The organism is Falsiruegeria mediterranea M17 (assembly GCF_900302455.1).
Lineage (GTDB): Bacteria > Pseudomonadota > Alphaproteobacteria > Rhodobacterales > Rhodobacteraceae > Falsiruegeria > Falsiruegeria mediterranea.
Genome location: NZ_ONZG01000002.1, coordinates 57,378 through 75,331, shown reverse-complemented (window position 1 = coordinate 75,331; position 17,954 = coordinate 57,378). Strand labels below are relative to the sequence as shown.

19 protein-coding genes and 1 pseudogene are annotated in these 17,954 nt (G+C 60.4%); 3 read left to right on the top strand and 17 right to left on the bottom strand.

Features of this window, described 5'->3' with window-relative positions; genetic code table 11:
* Position 1: 1 nt before the first annotated feature.
* Positions 2–646 carry an SDR family NAD(P)-dependent oxidoreductase gene (locus TRM7615_RS03650; RefSeq protein WP_108785562.1) on the bottom strand — a complete coding sequence of 215 codons (645 nt, stop codon included), beginning with the start codon at positions 644–646 and terminating at the stop codon, positions 2–4.
* Between the two features lie 42 nt (positions 647–688).
* The gene (locus TRM7615_RS03645) at positions 689–937 is read right to left on the bottom strand and encodes a hypothetical protein (RefSeq protein ID WP_108785561.1); all 249 of its coding nucleotides are present in this window, start codon (positions 935–937) and stop codon (positions 689–691) included.
* A gap of 390 nt (positions 938–1,327) precedes the next feature.
* On the opposite strand from TRM7615_RS03645, the gene TRM7615_RS03640 reads away from it, so the two are divergent.
* On the top strand, positions 1,328–1,534 hold the full coding sequence (locus TRM7615_RS03640) for a cold-shock protein (protein ID WP_085795173.1): 207 nt from the start codon (positions 1,328–1,330) through the stop codon (positions 1,532–1,534).
* A gap of 202 nt (positions 1,535–1,736) precedes the next feature.
* Here the strand turns inward: TRM7615_RS03640 and purF are convergent, their stop codons facing one another.
* From purF to radA, 6 genes are all read right to left on the bottom strand, one after another.
* Complete coding sequence (gene purF / locus TRM7615_RS03635) at positions 1,737–3,257, bottom strand: amidophosphoribosyltransferase (protein ID WP_108785560.1); 1,521 nt, start codon at positions 3,255–3,257, stop codon at positions 1,737–1,739.
* Positions 3,258–3,647: 390 nt separating this feature from the next.
* Positions 3,648–4,205 (bottom strand): Hint domain-containing protein, encoded by a 558-nt coding sequence (locus tag TRM7615_RS03630; RefSeq protein WP_108785559.1) that lies wholly within the window; start codon positions 4,203–4,205, stop codon positions 3,648–3,650.
* Between the two features lie 344 nt (positions 4,206–4,549).
* Entirely contained in the window at positions 4,550–5,950 is a 1,401-nt protein-coding gene (locus tag TRM7615_RS03625) for a tetratricopeptide repeat protein (RefSeq protein WP_125133637.1), read from the bottom strand.
* Positions 5,951–5,974: 24 nt separating this feature from the next.
* On the bottom strand, positions 5,975–6,340 hold the full coding sequence (locus TRM7615_RS03620; RefSeq protein WP_125133636.1) for an adenylate/guanylate cyclase domain-containing protein: 366 nt from the start codon (positions 6,338–6,340) through the stop codon (positions 5,975–5,977).
* Positions 6,341–6,489: 149 nt separating this feature from the next.
* A complete protein-coding gene (locus TRM7615_RS03615) occupies positions 6,490–7,044 on the bottom strand; it encodes a CvpA family protein (RefSeq protein WP_108785556.1) in 555 nt (184 codons plus the stop codon).
* A gap of 43 nt (positions 7,045–7,087) precedes the next feature.
* The gene (radA, locus tag TRM7615_RS03610; protein WP_108785555.1) at positions 7,088–8,449 is read right to left on the bottom strand and encodes a DNA repair protein RadA; all 1,362 of its coding nucleotides are present in this window, start codon (positions 8,447–8,449) and stop codon (positions 7,088–7,090) included.
* Positions 8,450–8,664: 215 nt separating this feature from the next.
* Between radA and TRM7615_RS03605 the strand changes: the two genes are divergently transcribed.
* Positions 8,665–9,135 carry a DUF2867 domain-containing protein gene (locus TRM7615_RS03605; protein WP_108785554.1) on the top strand — a complete coding sequence of 157 codons (471 nt, stop codon included), beginning with the start codon at positions 8,665–8,667 and terminating at the stop codon, positions 9,133–9,135.
* Between the two features lie 2 nt (positions 9,136–9,137).
* On the opposite strand, the gene TRM7615_RS03600 is transcribed toward TRM7615_RS03605, so the two are convergent.
* Positions 9,138–9,920, bottom strand: coding sequence for a DNA repair protein (locus TRM7615_RS03600; RefSeq protein WP_108785553.1), 783 nt, complete (start codon positions 9,918–9,920; stop codon positions 9,138–9,140).
* A 151-nt stretch (positions 9,921–10,071) separates the two neighbouring features.
* Positions 10,072–10,524, bottom strand: a complete 453-nt coding sequence (locus TRM7615_RS03595) for a paraquat-inducible protein A (RefSeq protein ID WP_108785552.1) — start codon at positions 10,522–10,524, stop codon at positions 10,072–10,074.
* A gap of 106 nt (positions 10,525–10,630) precedes the next feature.
* Here TRM7615_RS03595 and TRM7615_RS03590 point away from each other — a divergent pair, with 106 nt between their 5' ends.
* Positions 10,631–11,053 (top strand): acyl-CoA thioesterase, encoded by a 423-nt coding sequence (locus tag TRM7615_RS03590; protein WP_108785551.1) that lies wholly within the window; start codon positions 10,631–10,633, stop codon positions 11,051–11,053.
* A 2-nt stretch (positions 11,054–11,055) separates the two neighbouring features.
* Here the strand turns inward: TRM7615_RS03590 and TRM7615_RS03585 are convergent, their stop codons facing one another.
* From TRM7615_RS03585 to TRM7615_RS03555, 7 genes and pseudogenes are all read right to left on the bottom strand, one after another.
* Entirely contained in the window at positions 11,056–11,802 is a 747-nt protein-coding gene (locus TRM7615_RS03585) for an ABC transporter ATP-binding protein (RefSeq protein ID WP_108785550.1), read from the bottom strand.
* Positions 11,795–12,235 carry a hypothetical protein gene (locus tag TRM7615_RS03580; RefSeq protein WP_108785549.1) on the bottom strand — a complete coding sequence of 147 codons (441 nt, stop codon included), beginning with the start codon at positions 12,233–12,235 and terminating at the stop codon, positions 11,795–11,797. The genes TRM7615_RS03585 and TRM7615_RS03580 overlap by 8 nt, the downstream gene beginning before the upstream one ends.
* The gene (locus tag TRM7615_RS03575) at positions 12,232–13,014 is read right to left on the bottom strand and encodes an MlaE family ABC transporter permease (protein ID WP_108785548.1); all 783 of its coding nucleotides are present in this window, start codon (positions 13,012–13,014) and stop codon (positions 12,232–12,234) included. Before TRM7615_RS03575 ends, TRM7615_RS03580 begins: the two co-directional genes overlap by 4 nt.
* A 104-nt stretch (positions 13,015–13,118) precedes the next feature.
* A pseudogene (alr, locus tag TRM7615_RS03570) lies at positions 13,119–14,147 on the bottom strand (alanine racemase); the annotation flags it as partial.
* A 46-nt stretch (positions 14,148–14,193) separates the two neighbouring features.
* Positions 14,194–15,132 (bottom strand): isopenicillin N synthase family dioxygenase, encoded by a 939-nt coding sequence (locus TRM7615_RS03565; protein ID WP_108785979.1) that lies wholly within the window; start codon positions 15,130–15,132, stop codon positions 14,194–14,196.
* 160 nt (positions 15,133–15,292) lie between these two features.
* Positions 15,293–16,291 (bottom strand): agmatine deiminase family protein, encoded by a 999-nt coding sequence (locus TRM7615_RS03560; protein ID WP_108785546.1) that lies wholly within the window; start codon positions 16,289–16,291, stop codon positions 15,293–15,295.
* Between the two features lie 74 nt (positions 16,292–16,365).
* A complete protein-coding gene (locus TRM7615_RS03555) occupies positions 16,366–17,856 on the bottom strand; it encodes a replicative DNA helicase (protein ID WP_108785545.1) in 1,491 nt (496 codons plus the stop codon).
* Positions 17,857–17,954: the final 98 nt, after the last annotated feature.

Here is a 17,954-nt window from a genome sequence, read left to right as displayed (position 1 = left end):
GTTAGAGGCTGGCGACGATCTTTGCGGCCTCATCCGAGACCGAGGCCAACGCTTCGCGGTCCTCGCCCGGGTGGAAGCGCGCGCGCAGAGCGGTCGGCATAGGAGCAGGTTCGACAATTGTGACACGCGGGCCAGTGTTGACCGTCTCGGCCGCCCAACTGCGGGCAAGTGCCATCTGCGCGCCTTTGGTGGCGCCGTAGGTGCCGAAAAACTTCTCGCCCGCCTTTGGATCGTCAAAGAAGACAGCATGCCCCTCGTGGCCCAGCAACGGCGCGACATAGGGGATCAGGACCGAGGTTGCAGTGGTGTTGATCGCCAGCGATTTGTTCCAATCCTTGGGATCGACAAAGTTTGCAGGCGTCAGCGGCGCGGCGTGGATGGCGGTGTGCAGCCACAGGTCCAGCTTGCCCCAGCGGTCATGAATGCCCCGGCAGAGCGTTGCCATGGCGTTGGGATCGGTGATGTCCATGGGCGCCAGCGTTGCGGTTCCGCCCGCTGCCTGAATGCGGTCATCCAGCTCTTCGAGCGCACCAGTGGTGCGGGCCACGGCGATGATGTGATGGGTTGGCGCAAGCGCTTCGGCCAAAGCGGCGCCAAGGCCGCGCGAGGCGCCAGTGATCAGGGCAAGTTTAGGTGCATCGGTCATGGGCGCGGTTTGAACCCAGTTGCGTGACCCGTCAAGGGCAGATCAACTGCCCGCGATGTTCAGCCGCTCTGTCCGGCCGTTTTTTTGCAGGATCACCCCGTCTTTGTCGATGCCGACGACCTTGGCGGAATTGATCCGCGCGCCGGGCTTGATCTGTTTCACACGACCCGAAGAGGTGCGCACCAGCGCGCGCATGTCGTCTTGGGCGCCAAAGACACCCAAAACGGAGGTGCTGTTGCGTTTGAGCGAACCCGGCTGAGTGGCCGCCTTGTTGACGGTGGAATTGGACATGAGCGTTTCCCCAAAAAGCTCGGAACTGGTTTACCGAAAAGGGGGCCTATCAGGCCTGTGTGGGAGGTTAAAGAGGGGGGGGATATCCGGTGCGCGAGGTTTCGCTGCAACTGCACGGTGAACCGCCAGAGTGCGCCAACCTTGAGGTGAACGCAGGTCGTCACAGATTGCCACCGACGTTGAACGTGCGGAAACAGCAAGGCGACCATTTTTTTGAAATAATGCAAATCACCCCTTGCGATCCGCGTCGATGCGCCCCATATGCTGGATCGCTAACGTTTTTCTTTTTCGACCAACTGTCTCCCGTTCACGGCGTTCAGTCTTTCGATCCAGACCGACAACGCCAAGCTGACGCACCAACGCGGGCAGCACCAATAGGAGACTACGGATATGGCCACTGGCACCGTAAAATGGTTCAACGCAACTAAAGGCTTCGGCTTCATCGCGCCCGACGGCGGCAGCAAAGACGTGTTTGTACACATCTCTGCTATCGAGCGGGCGGGCTTGACCGGCCTCGCCGACAACCAGAAAGTTACTTTCGACATCGAGCCGGGCCGTGATGGCCGCGAGTCCGCGTCGAACATCGCACTGGCATAAGTCTCTACAATCGTAGAGCTTTGGAAACGCGGCCCCGTTTGTGGGCCGCGTTTTGCGTTTAAAGGCACCTTGCGTAGACTGCTTTGGTGCTAGTCCTCGTCAACGCCAGCGGATTTGATTGGTGCGTGCCGAGGCTTCAGACAGAGAGACCTGTCTGAAGCTTGGTCAATCCCAAACCGGTTCAACGCTGTGGCAATGAATGTCAGCCCGAAGCCAATTTGGCCGCGTTCCAGGAGGAACCGGTGCCGGGCATGTCTTCGATCTTCTGGCTCACGCGACTGCTGGATTCCAGGGTCTCCAGATAGCTGTCACCGAGGCCGGTGATGTAGTTGCCGTCAAAGCAGGAGCAGTCGAACTGTTTGATTTCAGGGTTGCCCTCTTGCGCGGCCCAGATCAAGTCGTCGAGGTTTTGGTAGAACAGGGCGTCCGCGCCCAATTCTTCGCGGATCTCCTCGATCTCTTTGCCGTTGGCGACCAACTCGTGTTTGGTGGGCATGTCGATGCCGTACACATTGGGGTAGATCACAGGAGGTGAGGCAGAGGCGATGTAGACCTTTTTGGCTCCGGCCTCGCGGCACATCTGGACGATCTTCTTGATGGTGTTGCCGCGCACGATGGAATCGTCGATCAGCAGTACGTTGTGGCCGTCGAATTCCAGCGGGATGGCGTTCAGCTTGCGGCGCACCGATTTCTGGCGCTCGGCCTGACCGGGCATGATGAAGGTGCGGCCGACATAGCGGTTCTTCACCAGACCCTCGCGATAGGGGATGCCGGTGGCCTTGGCGACTTCGAGCGCCACAGGACGCGCGCTGTCGGGGACGGGGATGATGCGGTCGATATCCAAGCCGCTGTCCTCGATCTGTTTGGCCAGCGTCTGGCCCATGCGCATCTGGGTCTTGTAGACCGAGATCCCGTCCAGCAGCGAATCCGGACGGGCGAGGTACACGTATTCAAAGATGCACGGCGTCAGGTTGCCTTCGACCGCTTGGAACTCGTGCAGGTTGCCATCGAGATCGACCAGCATCGCCTCGCCGGGTTTCAGGTCGCGCAGTTTGGTGAAGCCGTTGATACCAAAGGCCACGTCCTCGGACGCAAAGGCGTAATCATCACCGTCTCCGTCCGCGTCACGCTTGGCCACCGACAGCGGGCGGATGCCGTGGGGGTCGCGGAAGGCCAGCATGCCAACGCCTGCGATCAGGCAGATGACGGAATAGGCACCCTGGATACGCTCCATGGTCATTTTCACGCCCGCGAACAGGTTGCGGATCGGGTCGGCGTTGCCGTTGACCTTGATCGCGTCGGCGACCTTGTCGGCCAGCACGTTCAGCAGGATTTCGGAATCCGATGTGGTGCGCAGGTGGCGGCTGTATTTCGCGGTGACCTTTTCGCGCTGCTCTTCGGTATTGGTGATGTTGCCGTTGTGGACAAGGTAGATGCCGTAGGGCGCGTTCACAAAAAACGGCTGCGCCTCGGCCGCCGACAACGATCCGGCGGTGGGGTAGCGCACGTGGCCCATGCCGATCTTGCCCCGCAGGGTTTCGGCGTCTTCGGCCTTGAACACATCCTTGACCAGACCGTTGGCCTTGCGCTCGCGAAAGTTCTCGCCGGTATAAGTCACGATGCCCGACGCGTCCTGACCGCGATGCTGCAACATCAGCAGACCGTCATAGATCTCGGCAAAGACTTCGTCTGTCCGGCTTGCGATCCCCAAAATCCCGCACATGTAAGGGCTCCAAAATCTGCGGATCAATCCGCGTGAGGTTTTGCTGCAGTTGCTTGTTCTTGATGCCGTGACGGCCTGTTTAGGCGCGTGTGGCGGCAGTATAGGTCAAGATCGGCCCAAGAGGAGCGTCGATTGCAGCATCAACTCGACAGCACCGGGGCGGACCTGTTGTGCGGTTACCTGTCCGGGGACAGTTTTGGTGCGTCGAATGTCTGTTTTGGCACGACCCTGAGTGAGGGGCCGGTGCGGGCGGCGGGGGGCATCTGCGGGCTAGGCAAGGCAGGCAGCTCCGATTCCGTTGCGAGTGTTCGGCCCCCACATAATGCCTTAAGCCCGTTCTGTCACGAAAGGATCACATATCTTTTTTGCCGCAGGTGGAAACGCAGGGTTTCACGCCGCCAGATCGGGCGCGTAGGTGTGATCCGGCATCATCAACAGCAGCGCGCGGGTCTCGCCATAGCCGAGCTTGCGATAGGGGCTGTCATGCCCGTCCAAGCCCGCGTGGATCAGCGCACCGGTTTGGGTCCAGAGGATTTCGTCTTCGGCAAAGTGCAGCCGGTGGACGGGGGCGGATTTGCCTGGAACGCGGTGAATGCCGCCGTGACCCGTGAGCGCCGAGACCGTGGCGAGAACAACTGGTAGGCCAAAAAGGCGACGGCAGGCAGGGTGGGTCAGGGCCAGGTGCTGATCTGCCTCCACCAGCAGGTCCGAGCAGGCGCCCAGGGTGCCACCCGGGACGCACCAGAGTGCGTCGGCATCCGGTTGCCGGGTCACCTGTGTCACCGGGCGAAAGTCGCCGTCGAAGGTGGCCACTTGTGTCCCGATGCTCACGTCTTCGACACGGGTCCAGCCGTTGGGTGTTTCCACAAGCGTGCCAGCGATCAGGCCGGGCTGGAGTTTGGGGGCTGCGGTGAACTGGGCAAAGGCGGTTTGGTGCTTGAGATGCATGGCGGGTTCCTCCGGGGTTGCTGTCTGTTCTGGACTGCACCCAGAGAAGCGAGGGAAGTTTGCCAAATTTTCGACATGATTAAGGCCGAATTCGCGAACTGTTTCTGATTGCGCGACAGACCCGGTTGCTGGGTATGGATTCAGGTGATTGCGGGAACGCGGAGTAAGGAATGGTTAACCAATGCAAAGGGTTATTCACTTGAACCTACATGCTCGGCAGGGCGATTCGGCGACATGCGGAGGGTCGAACCGGGGCGGGATTCGGGAGAAATTGAGGCAACCTGAGCGGGTGGATCAAAATACATGCTGGGTGAACCGATGTGTTGGATATGGGCCAAGGATGACTATTCCGGCATTCCTGCGGTTCTGAGGTCACTCAGCCAACGCTCCAGCCCGCTGGGCGCGGTCCATACGTCCGCATAGCGGTCGATCTCGAACTGCAGCGTTCGGTTTGGAATGGCCTTTAGAAGCTCTGCCATAGAGGTCCGCGCGGCCTCGACCTTGCCTGCGCAAACCTGGATCACGATGCGTTTGGGCAGGGCTCGTGATGGCAGGTTCGCCACCTGCTGGATGGTTTCCAAGGCCGTGTCGCATTGCTCGTTGGCCCAAAGCGCCAGGGCAAGCTCGGTCTTGTAGGACCAATCGTGTAGCGGGTCGATTGCGATCGCATGCCGGATGTCAGCGATGGCGCCGTCGATGTCCCCCACCAATATCTTGGTGGAGCCGCTGGCACGGTAGACGTTCGAGTAGCTGGGGTTGAGCAGTTTGACCTTGCCATAGATCTGTAGTGCAGCTTGCAGGTTGCCCTGGGATTCTTGCAACCGGCCCAGCAAATAGAGGTTCAGGTAGTTGTCGGCGTCCAGCGCGATAGCCTTGTCGGCGTATTCCTGAGCCTTGTCCAGCTCTGCCTGTCGTTCTCCATTGGTGCTAGCGTAGTGGGAGTCGCTCCAATGAACAAATCCCATCGACAAATACCCGATCGAGGCGTCGGGATCTGCGGCGATGGCGGCTTTGTAATAGGGGGTGGCCCGCGCGTTTGCCTCTCGCCCCGGTTTGCGAAAGTGGCTGAACCCTTCGGCGGCCAGATGCATGGCAGTGACCGTTTTGCGCGTCCCCTTTGGTGCGGTGTAATGAGACAGGCGCCCGCCGACGGTTGCGGCGACGGAGCGGATTATTTCGTCCTGAAATTCGAACAACTGCTCAACTTGTCCCTCGAACCGTTCCGACCAGAGGTGATCGCCGGTGTTTGCGTCGATCAATTGGACCGAAATGATCAGGTTTTCACCGACCTTCTGCTGGCTGCCGCTCAGGATCAGATCAGTCCCCAGAGCCGTGCGTATCGTTTCGACACTGGCGTCCTGGCCTTTGAATTTGAAGGTTGAATTCCGGGCGAGTGTCTTGAAGGTGGTGTAGCGCGAAAGGCTGTTGAGGATGCCGTCGCTGATTGCGTCACTCAGATAACCGCGGTCGGGGCCAGGGCTTTGGTCGTCGAACGCCATGACCGCAAGTGTGGGGTCACCTGATCCGGCTGTTTCCTGGGACCAAGGTGCAAAGAGATAGGTGGCAACTGCCGCCAACACCAATACCGCTGTCAGCATCCACGCGCCTGTCCGATTGGGGCGCGTTTGAGTGGCCAGGGTTTTGGCCGCTTGATCTGGCCAAACCAAGACGCCGGTTTTCTTCTTGATGTTCTTCAGCCTGTGTTCGCCTGCATCGGCAAATTCCGCATCGACTTTGCCTGTCACCAAGTCCGCCAAGGCTCTTGAGATTCAAATGCCGCCTGGGGGAGCCATCTGTTCAAGACGCGCAGCAACATTCACCCCATCGCCCAACAGGTTGTCGGCGTCGGCAAGGACATCGCCGAGGTGAATCCCGATCCTGAACGGCAAATCATCGACGGTCAGCGTGGCTTGGATGCGCAACGCGCAGCGGACGGCTTCAACCGGGCTGGCGAATTCGGCGATGACGCTGTCACCTGCACTGCCGAATACGCGTCCACCATGGGCTTCGATATGGGCGTCAATTTTTTGGCGTGAGGCTTTGAGAAGATCAAAGGTATCTTCTTCGTCCTGCTCCATCCGCGTGGAGAATCCGACCGCATCCGCTGCCAGTATGGTCGCCAATCGCCTGGTCACGACCTCGTTCCTTGGTCAACGCTGTCATCAGGAAAGAGGGTTCGGCCCTGCGAGTCAAGTAAGGGGGCTTTGGCGCGATGCAAAACAAAAACCCCCCGACCATCTGTGGCCGGGGGGCGATCTGTAAAGAAAGTGTAAGGCTCAGCAGATCACTGCGAGCAGGCGCCAACCAGGTTTTCGTATTGTTGTGTGACCCAACCCAGTGCGGCTTCGGGGTTCTGAGCTTCGATCTGGCCGGTCATGCGGGCGAAGACCTGGGCCGAACGGCTTTCGTCCACGATGGTAAAGTTCTGGCCGGTCATGACGGTGTCGTAGACAAAGAAGGCCACAGCCACCAGCAGGATGCCGCGCGCCACGCCAAAGAAGAACCCAAGCCCCTGATCCAGACCGCCAAGCGCGGAACGCTGCACCAGTGAGGAAAAGAGCGGGGTAAAGAAACTGACGATGATCAGTGCCAGCGCAAAGACGGCGGCAAAGGCTGCGATGATCGACAGCTCACAGCTCCCCGTGAGGAATTCACCCACCACGGGCAATTCCTTGATCAATGGCATGGCCTTGGGCGCAAATATGAAGGCCAGCACAGCGGCAGCGACCCAACCGGCGATCGCCATGGCCTCGCGCACGACGCCGCGCGAATAGGCCAGCAGCGCCGACACAACGATGATCAGGGCCACAACCCCGTCGATAATGGTAAAACCTTCCATGGCCCTCGCCTGTTTTCTCGTCTGCCCGCCCGTGTGGGCGACCTTAGCCTGCTCCGAAAGTTTCGCCAACAAAACCGGTCAGATCTGCGGGACGTTTGAGTGTCAGCCCGCCGCCTGTGCCCGTTTTGCCACCTGCCGGAGCAATGGCTGACGTGAAACCAAGTTTTTGCGCTTCTTTCAACCTGTTTTCCGTCTGCGGCGCCGGTCTGAGGGCGCCAGAGAGGGAAATCTCGCCGAAAACCACAGTATCTGCAGGGAGCGCGGCGTCTTCGCGCGCGCTGAGCAGGGCGGCGGCGACCGCAAGGTCGGCAGCGGGTTCGGAAATCTTCATGCCGCCGGCGACGTTCAGATAAACGTCGAGCCCGGCAAAGGGAATGCCACAGCGGGCCTCGAGCACGGCGAGGATCATCGCCAGCCGCCCACCGTCCCAGCCCACCACGGTGCGGCGGGGTTGGGAGTGGGGCGAGGGGGCGACCAGCGCCTGCATCTCGACCAGAACGGGGCGTGTGCCTTCGATGCCCGCAAAGACCACCGAACCGGGGCTGGGTTCGCCGCGCTCGGACAGAAAGAGAGCCGAGGGGTTGAGCACCTCGGCCAGTCCGCCGCCGGTCATTTCAAAGACGCCGATCTCGTCTGCGGGGCCAAAGCGGTTCTTGACCGCGCGCAGGATGCGGAATTGGTGGCCCCGTTCGCCTTCGAAATACAGCACGGTGTCGACCATGTGTTCGACCACGCGGGGGCCGGCGATCTGCCCGTCCTTGGTAACGTGGCCAACCATGATGATCGAAACGCCGTTGCGTTTGGCGAATGTCGTCAGCTCGTGTGCGGCAGCGCGCACCTGGGAGACCGATCCGGGTGCGCTGTCGACATTGTCGGCCCACATGGTCTGAATCGAATCGATGATGGCAAGCTGGGGCTTTTCGGCCTCAAGCGTGGTGAGAATGTCGCGCAGGTTGGTTTCGGCCGCCAATTGCACCGGAGCGTCGCTGAGGCCCAGGCGTTTCGCGCGCATGCGGACCTGGGCCGACGCCTCTTCGCCCGAAACATAGAGGGTCTTCAGGCCGGAGCGGGCGAACTGCGCCGCCGCTTGCAACAGCAGTGTGGATTTACCGATGCCTGGATCGCCGCCGACCAGGATGGCCGAGGCAGGCACAAGGCCGCCACCCAGAACCCGGTCGAGCTCTCCCATCCCGCTCAGGGTGCGGGGCGGGGGCGTTTCTTCGGTCGAGAGGTCGGTGAGGATGATGGATTGCCCGCGTTTGGCGCCCAGAGATTTTGAGGCAGGGCCGGTCGAGAGGCCCTTGTCCTGAGAGATGGTGTTCCATTCGCCGCAGCTTTCGCAGCGGCCGGACCATTTGGAGAAGGAGGCCCCACAGGCGGAGCAGGAGAAGGATGTCTTTGCCATGGCGCCTTGATGCCTGAGGTGTGGCAGCTCCTCAAGCCCTGAAGGGCTTTTGTCACTGCCGGTGGCGGAGGCCGCGCCTCATGCCCCGGTGGGGCCATCGGCGCGGCCTTGGGGGCAGATTGCAGGCGCGGGCTGTGGCGAAATGACAGGTTGGTCCGGGGAGGTTTGGGGCACAGGTAAGAGGCGGTGAAACAGGATACAGGATGTGTAGTGCGATGCAGTCTGGGCCCAGGTTGGTTGGAGCAGAGAATGAGCTGGATTTTCTGGATCGGCAGTCGGTCACGCTGGCGCGGTCGCTGAGTGCGTTGGAAGCCTGGGGCATGATCATGACGCAGCCGATGCCGCTGATGCAATTGGCGTTTCGGATCCGCGATGCGGTGGCGTCGAAGTTTGGTGTCAAACGGGTTGGCGGGTTTTCAGGTCGCGTTCCCGAGCAAGTGGAAGTTGGGCAGAAGCTGGATTTCTTTCTGGTGGAAGAGGTCAGCCCACAGGCGTTGGTGTTGACCGAACGGGACCGGCATCTGGACGTGATGACCTGTATATCCGTTGACGGCCGGGACATCTCGATCACCTCATCGGTCAAGACGCACAACTGGTTTGGGCGCCTTTACATGATCCCGGTGCGTCCGGTGCACAAACGGATTGTGGCCAGGAACTTGAAAGCCCTGCAAGCCTCGGTCGCGTGATCCTACTCTTTGGACCGTGACGACTGTAGCGGCACCACTGAGCCCTCGTCCGGGTCGGTGCCATCGGGGGGGCTTTGCAGTTGCGCCGACAGTTCGGGCAGCAGCTCGAACAGTTCCTCGCGCAGGCGAGAGAGCTGGGATTTGGCAACGGATTCATCGATCTCGACGTCGCGCGTCCATTGCCGCAGCTCGTGCATGATGATCTTGGCCTCATCGAGCCGGGTGTTGAATTGCTCCATCTCTTCCTGCCGTTGCCGCAGGAAAGTGCGCGCGCGGTCGACCTTGGCGTTGGAATAGATGTCCGCCAGTTCGTGGCTGACCTGGCTCATCTGGGCGGCAAGCTCTAACACCTCGGGCTCCAGATCGCCCAGTTCGGGGTGTTCGCGCAGGAACGCCAACCGGTCCTTGACCGCGTCGAACTCGGACGCGAGTTGGAACGTGTCTGCCCGGTCGGCGGCATGGGCTGCGTGATAGGCGCGGGCCACGTCCTCCATCTGGATGTGAAAGTCGCGGTGCGAGCGTTCCAGCGCGAGGATGCGGCCATTGGCGGGCAGGTAGAAGGCCAGCATCACCGCAAGACAGGTCAGACTGATCTGGGCAATCATGCCCGCCTGCGGGTGCATTTGCCCGTCGATCCCCGCCTGCAGTGACAACCACGGCCAGACGCCGGTGGCGGACAAAAGCGTGGCCAGAACCCCGGCAAAGGCAGCGATGCAGATGAGAAAGAAGGCGAGACGAATAAAAAGAGCTTGGATACGAAACACAAGCTGACGAATGGTGGACATGGGCAACCTTTCCGACCGAAACCAATGCGGCACCGGAATCAGCGGAATCATGCTCACATGGAATGTGGAGCGCCCCCCGGCGGACCCGGCCAATCAATCACTTTGCTGCTCGAACTTCTATGATGATACACAAATACAGCTTTTCAAGCAATTACGAGGTTTCATTGCCGCGTTTAAGGCCGCGTTCACTGAGGTGTCCCAGCAACATCGACGCCAGGATGCAGGCGGTAAAGAGGTAGAGACCCCAGGCCGGTTCGATGGTTCCGACACCAATACTCTTGACAACCGTGATGTAGATCGCGGCCAGGAATATGTCGGCCATCGCAAGTTTGCCAAGCACGTGCAGAACGGGGAAAGTGCGCTGATCAAGCAGGTTCCATTGCACTAGCGCCAGGCCGATGGTTTTCAGGTAGGGGGCGAAGATCGCAAAGAAGGTAACAAGTAGTGCCAGGAAGATGTCGCTGGCCCAGAGGGCTTGAAGACCAGTCAGCACGCTGATCTCGCTGAGGCCAAAAATCGGCAGCAGACCCGCCCGCATCAACGGGGCAAACCACGCAATTGGATAAAGTATCAGGAGCGAGAGTGTGGCTAGGCGTAGGATCATGACTTCTCGGCTACCTGAGTTTTTCTTAAGGCGGTCTCATGCAGCTATGCAATAACTGAACAAAAACAACGCGTGTTAGAAAAATTCATCAAAGGGAGATGTTTCAATGACAGGATTTTTGGCCTTCAAATCAGTCGTCGACCCATCGGACTGTGATTTTCTGGGGCATATGAATGTATCCAAATACTTCTCTGCCTGTTCAGATGCGGTTTTTGCGCTTCAGGCAGCAATGGGATTGACTGCTGAAGACATGCGGTCGGGTCGCAGGCTGTCTTTTGCAGTGGTTCATGCTGAAAGCGATTTTCTGGCCGAAGTTTCTGCGGGCGAAGCAATCCACATGGAGAGCGAAGTCACGGCGATCGGTGAAAAATCAATGACCTTTCGTCATGCTCTTAAACGGTCGTTTGATGACAAGATTGTTTTTTGCACAGTGTTCAAGTGTGTGCTGCTTGACCTTACGGCGCGGCGGGCAGCGGTTATTCCCAAGGACATCGTGAACAGCGCAAAGGCGTGGCTTGCCAAGGAATGAAGTCAGCGCACCGCCTCGATCGGCCCCTCGGCTCGGCCGTGGATGAATTGATCAAGATGGGGATCGCCGCTGGCGTCCATGTCCGCCACAGGACCGGTCCATTGGATGACGCCGTTGTGGAGCATGGCCACGTTGTCGGCGATGGCGCGGACCGAGGACATGTCGTGGGTGATGGTCATCGCCGTGGCGCCCATTTCGACCACGATCTCGCGGATCAGGTCGTTGATGACGCCGGACATGATCGGATCAAGGCCGGTGGTGGGCTCGTCAAAAAAGATGATCTCTGGCTCGGCGGCGATGGCGCGGGCCAGGCCGACGCGTTTTTGCATGCCGCCTGAGAGTTCGGCGGGCAGGCGGTCGGCCACATCTGGTTTCAGGCCCACGCGGCGCAGCTTTTCGATGGCGATCTCGCGCGCCTCGTCCGCAGGGCGTTTGAGAGAGCCGCGCAGCAGGCGGAAGGCCACGTTTTGCCAGACCGGCAGCGAGTCAAACAGCGCGCCGCCCTGAAACAGCATCCCGAACTTGGCGAGGAACGCGTCGCGGTCGCCCTTGCGGGCATCCTGACCGTCGACCGTGATGGTGCCGCTGTCGGGTGTGATCAGGCCAAGGATGCATTTCAAGGCGACCGATTTGCCGGTACCCGAACCGCCGATGATCACCATGGACGACCCCTTTGGGATCTCAAGGTTCAAACCTTGCAGTACATGGTTGTCGCCAAACGACTTTTTGACGTTGCCGAGCTTAATCATAGAGCACCGTGAAATCGCTGTCCTTGGGGCGCCTGTGCCAGGGAACTTCGCCGGTTTCATAGCGGAAGTTGGCCTGAACATCCTGGGGCGAGCGAATGACGTCTGACAGCAGCGTGATGGCAAAGGTGGCGCGGGTGGTGCGGCGTTTGCTAAAGACGCTGCCTGCCTCGTTCGAGCTCTCCTTGTCCACGATCACCCGTTCACAGACCCCTTCGAGGCAGCGGAACCGTTCGGCGACCAGAAAGTCATGCGCCTCGGCCCGGCTCTTGCCTTGCAGGAAGCCAAAGGCGATTTGGCGCAATTCGGCATCGAAACCCATGGTCTGTTCCAGCCGCTGGGTGTTGAACTCTCCAAGCAGCTGGCTTTGCGCGCTGGCCGTCAGGGGCAGCGACAGGGCGATTGCGGTGACGGCGGACAGGATCAGACGGGTCATAGCGAGAAAAACACTCCGGTCAGGACGAAGTTGGCGGCCAGGATGAGCACGGCGGCGGCCTCGACCGAGCCTTTGGTGGCGCGGCCCACGCCTTGGGCACCACGGCCCGAGTTCATGCCGTAGTAACAGCCCATGATGGCGGCGATGGTGCCAAAGGCGGCGCCTTTGACAAGAGAGGAAACGATGTCGCGCATTTCGAGGAAATCGACGGTGTTGCGCAGATAGGCGGCAGAGTTGAAGCCCAGGTTCTGCACCGCGACCGTGTAGCCCCCGGCGATGCCGATGATGTCACCCACGGCCACCAGTGCAGGCACGGTGAGCAGGGCGGCCAGCACACGCGGCGCGACGAGGTATTTCATCGGGTGGGTCGAGAGGGTCACAAGCGCGTCGATCTGCTCGGTTACTTTCATCGTCGCGATTTCCGCAGCGATAGAGGAGGTGACGCGGGCGGCGATCATCAGGCCCACAAGGACGGGGCCGAGTTCGCGCACCATGCCGATGGCGACGATCTGGGGCACGACGGCCTCGGCGTTGAAGCGCGCGCCGCCGGCGTAGATCTGCAGCGCCAGGGCGCCGCCGGTAAAGATCGCGGTCAGGCCCACAACGGGCAGGGACAGCCAGCCGATGTTCAGGAGCGCCACGCCAAATTCACGCGGGTAGAACGGCGGGCGCAGCATGTGCGACAATGCATCAAGCGCAAAGATCGCCACCCGGCCAAAGGCCGCCATGACGGTCAGGACGGCCCGACCGAGTTGTCCCAACATCGAAATGGGGTTCATCCGGCGCGCCCTTCGCGCAGTAGTTGCGGGCGTTTGCGTTGCAGCTTTTGCTGAATGCTCTCCAACGCATCCGAACTGGCTTGTGCAGCCAGCTTGTCGGCGCCGGTGTAGTGGCGGGCATAGCGGCGACCCATCGAGGTCAGGATTTCATAGCCGATGGTTTCGGCAGCCTCGGCCAGGTCATCGACGGTCTGGCGGCGGTTCAGGATCTGCACGGCGTCTGGCGTGCCCTCGATGTCGGTGATGTCGATGGTGATCATGTCCATCGAGACGCGTCCCACAACCGGGCAGGCGGTGTCGCCCACATAGACGTCGATGCCGTTGCCGATGGCGCGGATCAACCCGTCGGCGTAACCCGCTGCAATCGTGGCGATGCGCGAGGGTCGCTTGGCGGTCCATTTGTTAGAATAGCCGACGGTTTCACCTACGGCGACGTCGCGGACCTGGATCACGGGGATGTCGACGGTAACAACGGCCTTGGCCTCGTCGTAAGGTTCTCCGCCGTAAAGGCCTACGCCCGGACGGCACAGGTCGAAATGATAATCCGGCCCCATCAGCAGGCCACCCGTGGCTGCGAGCGATCTTGGAACATCAAGTTCGTCTGTCATCTCTCTGAAAATGCGCAGCTGTTTTCGGTTCATCTCATGGCCGGGTTCATCGGCGCAGGCCAAGTGGGACATGATCAGAACCGGGTTCTGTTGCAGCGCGATCTCACGCAGGGCGGCCCATTCGTCGGGCTCCATCCCCAGCCGATTCATGCCGGTATCAAGCTGGATGCCAAAGGCGTGGTCTGGCAGCTCTTCGACATGGCGCAGCATCTGATCGACCGAGTTGATCATCGGTGTCAGGTTGTTGTCGCGCAGCATGTCACGGTCGCCTGCCATGTGGCCGGAAAAGACCGACACCCGGGGGCCGGGACCCACGGCGCGGCGCACGGCGATGCCTTCTTCGGCGGCGGCGACAAAGAAATGACGCGCGCCTGCATCGGCGAGGGCCCGCGACACGCGTCCCGCGTCCAGCCCATAGCCGTCTGCCTTGACCACCGCGGCGGTCTCGACAGAGGTTTTTGCATCCAGCGCCCGCCAGTTGTCGGCGAGCGCACCCAGATCAATTGTCAGTCTTGCAGTGCTCATGGCTCGTTCTTGACAGGCACGGGCCATAGGTCAAGGGGGAAATACCCTAATTGGCGGCGGGTTTATGCGCATCATAGGCTGCTTCAAGCTCGGATCGCAGGAAATCGGCGAATTTGAGCGGCGGGAATTTCGGCGTGCCGGTTCCCGGAAGCGGTTCAATGACCGTGTTCACATGGGGATCGTAGAAGAACGGGCAACTGTAGCGTTCGCGGCCAGATCGGTTGATCACGCGGTGCGGGGTGGACAGCAGCTTTCCGTTTGACATCCGGTGCAGCATGTCGCCGACATTCACCACAAAGGTGCCTTCGCGTCGGGGAACATCGACCCAGTTGCCCGCAGGCGTCTTGACCTGCAACCCGCCGACATCGTCTTGCACCAGCAGTGTCAGACAGCCGAAATCCGTATGAGGCGCCGAGCCATAAAGGTCTTCGGGGCTGCGTTCAGGTTGCGGCGGGTAGTGTAGTAGGCGCAGCCAGGTGGTCGGCGTTTCGAAAGCCAACAAGATCGAATGATCCGTGATTTCAACAGCTTGCAAGGCAATACTCATCAACAGATGGCCAAGCTGGCGCATGGCGGTGTCATAAGCTTCGAGCGCTTCGCGGAAGCCTGCCACCTCGGGCCAGCGGTTGGGGCCGCTTAAATAGATGTCCGCGTCGGCATGCGCATCCTCGCGCATCATCATGAAGCTGGCGGATTGGTTCGGTTTGGTGACGTCTGCGAGTGTTGAGTTGACGTCCGTGGAGCTGTTGATCGGGATATAGCCGCGATGGGTGTTGTCGACGGCCACGGCCATTTTCTGGTCCAGCGGCAGGGCGTGGAAGCGGGCGGAGGCGTCGAAGAGATCCTCGATCAGTTGCGGGTCGATGCCGTGGTCTTGGATATAGCCAAAGCCGGTTGTGCCATAAACAGCACGAAACTCGGCTGCGATGTCGGCATCGGGGCGGTTCCCCAGTCGAATGACGGGGATTTCAGTGAATTCGGTCATGATGAACCCTTTGTACGTTTCGTTGGATGGGAACAGGGGCAATCCGCCCCCGGTCTATCCGGCGAAACGTTTACGGCGGTGGCCGTAGTGGCGTTCCAGCACCACGAGATGTGCGAACTTGCGGGTCATGAGCGCATCTGGCGGAAAGAGACATTCCAAGTCAAGCGGGCATCTGCTGGGTGGCGCAATGTATGCCACCCCCAAGCTCGCCCAGGATGTCTGTATTCAACATGATCACCTCGCGTCCGGGGTAATGCCGGGCAAGGGCCGCCTTGGCCTGTGCATCGGCGGTGCGGTCCCCGGTGTTCGACGCAATGACGGCGCTGTTGCAGACGTAGTAGTTGGCATAGCTGCTGAGGTGATCGAGGTTGCGCACGCGTCCGTCATAACCCGGTGGGATGGTGTCGACCTTGAGGCCCACGTTTTGCAATCGGTCACGCAGGACATAGGCCGAACGGGCATAGGCGTCATCCGGATCGGGATCGGGGTCGAGCATCATCAGCACCGTTTTTGACCCGGTGAAGCGCGCAAAACCGTCGATGTGATCGTCGGTGACGTCCTGGCCCATGACCCCTTTGCCCCAGATCATTTGCGCAGCACCATAGGCGGCCAACAAGCGTTGTTCGATCTGATCACGGTTCAGGCCGGGGTTGCGGTTCGGGTTCACCCAACTGCTTTCATTGCCCATCAGCAGGCCATGCCCGCTGGCCTCGACCCCGCCAGCTTCGCCGTGCAAGCCGCTGTCAACAAAGGGCAAACTCAATCTCTCGGTAACACGACGTGCGATCTGCTCGTCGTGGCGCAGATGAAAACGTCGCCCCCAGCCGTTGAAGTTCACCCCACGCACAGACAGCTGACCGGCGCTGTTTTGGGCAAAAAGCGGCCCGGCATCGCGACACCAGAGGTCATCCGTGGGAATGTCCCAAAGCTCGACCTGACCCGAAAGCAGCTTGCGTGCCTTCACGTGTTGATCGGGATGGGCCAGCAAGGTGACAGGTTCGAACGCGGCAATTGTATTGGCAATCTCGGCGATGGTGGCCTGCGTTTGACGCAGAAAACGGCCCTTGCCGTAGACGGGCGCAAAGACGGGCCATTGCATGAAGGTGCGCTGATGGCGTTGCTCTTCTGTGGGAACGCGAAAGCCATCTGCAAGCGCCATCCTGGCTCCTCCGACATACAGAGACGCCCCGGCGATCTGCGCCAGGGCATGACGTCGTGTGATCGGGAGGGGGCTCAATAGCCGCCTTCTTCGCCGTCCTGTTGCCAAGGTTTGGCGAGGTTGCCAAAGCGGGTGAACTGACCTTCAAACGACAGGTCCACCGAGCCGATGGGACCGTGCCGCTGCTTGCCGATGATCACCTCGGCCCGGGCGTGCAGGCGTTCCATACGTTCCTGCCAGGCAGCCATTTCCTCGAGCCGGTCATCCGACGGCTTTTCCCGTTCCACATAGTATTCTTCGCGGAACACGAACATCACCACATCGGCATCCTGCTCGATCGAGCCGGATTCACGAAGGTCCGACAGCTGCGGGCGTTTGTCGTCGCGGCTTTCCACTGTCCGGCTAAGCTGGGACAAGGCGATGACAGGGATGTTGAGCTCCTTCGCGATGGCCTTCATGCCCATCGAGATCTCGCCAATTTCCTGCACCCTGTTGTCCGCCGTACCGCGGCAGAGCTGCAAATAGTCGATGATCAACAGATCCAGCCCGTGGGTCCGCTTCAGGCGCCGGGCGCGGGCGGCCAGCTGGCTGATCGGCAAGGCTGGCGTGTCGTCGATGAAGAGCGGGCAGGCCTCAAGCGATTTGGCGGCGTCGACAAAGCGGCGGAACTCGATCTCGGTCATGTCACCACGGCGGATCTGCTCGGATGGCACTTCGGCCGCCTCGGATAGGATACGCGCGGCAAGCTGTTCCGAGCTCATTTCCAGCGAGTAGAAGCCCACAACGCCGCCCTGAACGGTGCCCTCGGTGCCGTCGGGGCGAATGCCCTTCTTGTACGCTTTGGCGACGTTGAAGGCGATGTTGGTTGCAAGCGAAGTTTTTCCCATCGAGGGACGACCGGCCAGAATCAACAGGTCAGACGGGTGCAGGCCACCGAGTTTCTTGTCCAGGTCGATCAGCCCGGTCGAGACACCGGCCAAACCGCCGTCGCGCTGATAGGCGGCGTTGGCGGTGTTGACCGCTTCGGTCACGGCCTTGAGGAACGACACGAACCCGCTTTCGGTCTGGCCCTGCTCGGACAGCTTGTAGAGCTTCTGTTCGGCCTCGACGATCTGTTCACGCGGTTCCGAGGCGACATCGACCTTGGCGGCCTTGTCCGAGATATCGCGACCCAATCCAATCAGCTCGCGCCGGATCGCCAGATCATAGATCATCTGCGCATAATCGCGCACGGCAAAGGCCGAGATCGAGGCGGCAGCCAGATTGACCAGATAGGCGGGACCGCCCAGTTCCTTGAGCCCCTCGTCGTCTTCCATGAAGGCCTTGAGGGTGACCGGCGAGGCCAGTGCGTTCTTGGCGATCCGTGCGGCGGCGATCTCATAGATGCGCGCGTGCACGGGGTCGTAGAAATGCTGCGGTCCGATGACCGATGCCACCCGGTCGTAGACGTCATTGTTGGTCAGAATCGCGCCCAGCAGTTGCTGTTCTGCTTCGACCGAATGTGGCATCGTATCGGCATTCTGGACCTGCGCCGGTACCTGCTCGATGTTGCTGATCTCGTTCATTTTGGTGTGTGCATCCCCTTGAGCACAAGGTCATAGCCGAGGCACGGGATTCCTAGCAAATTGTATGTTTGTGTGGATAAGATGTGAATATCCTGACC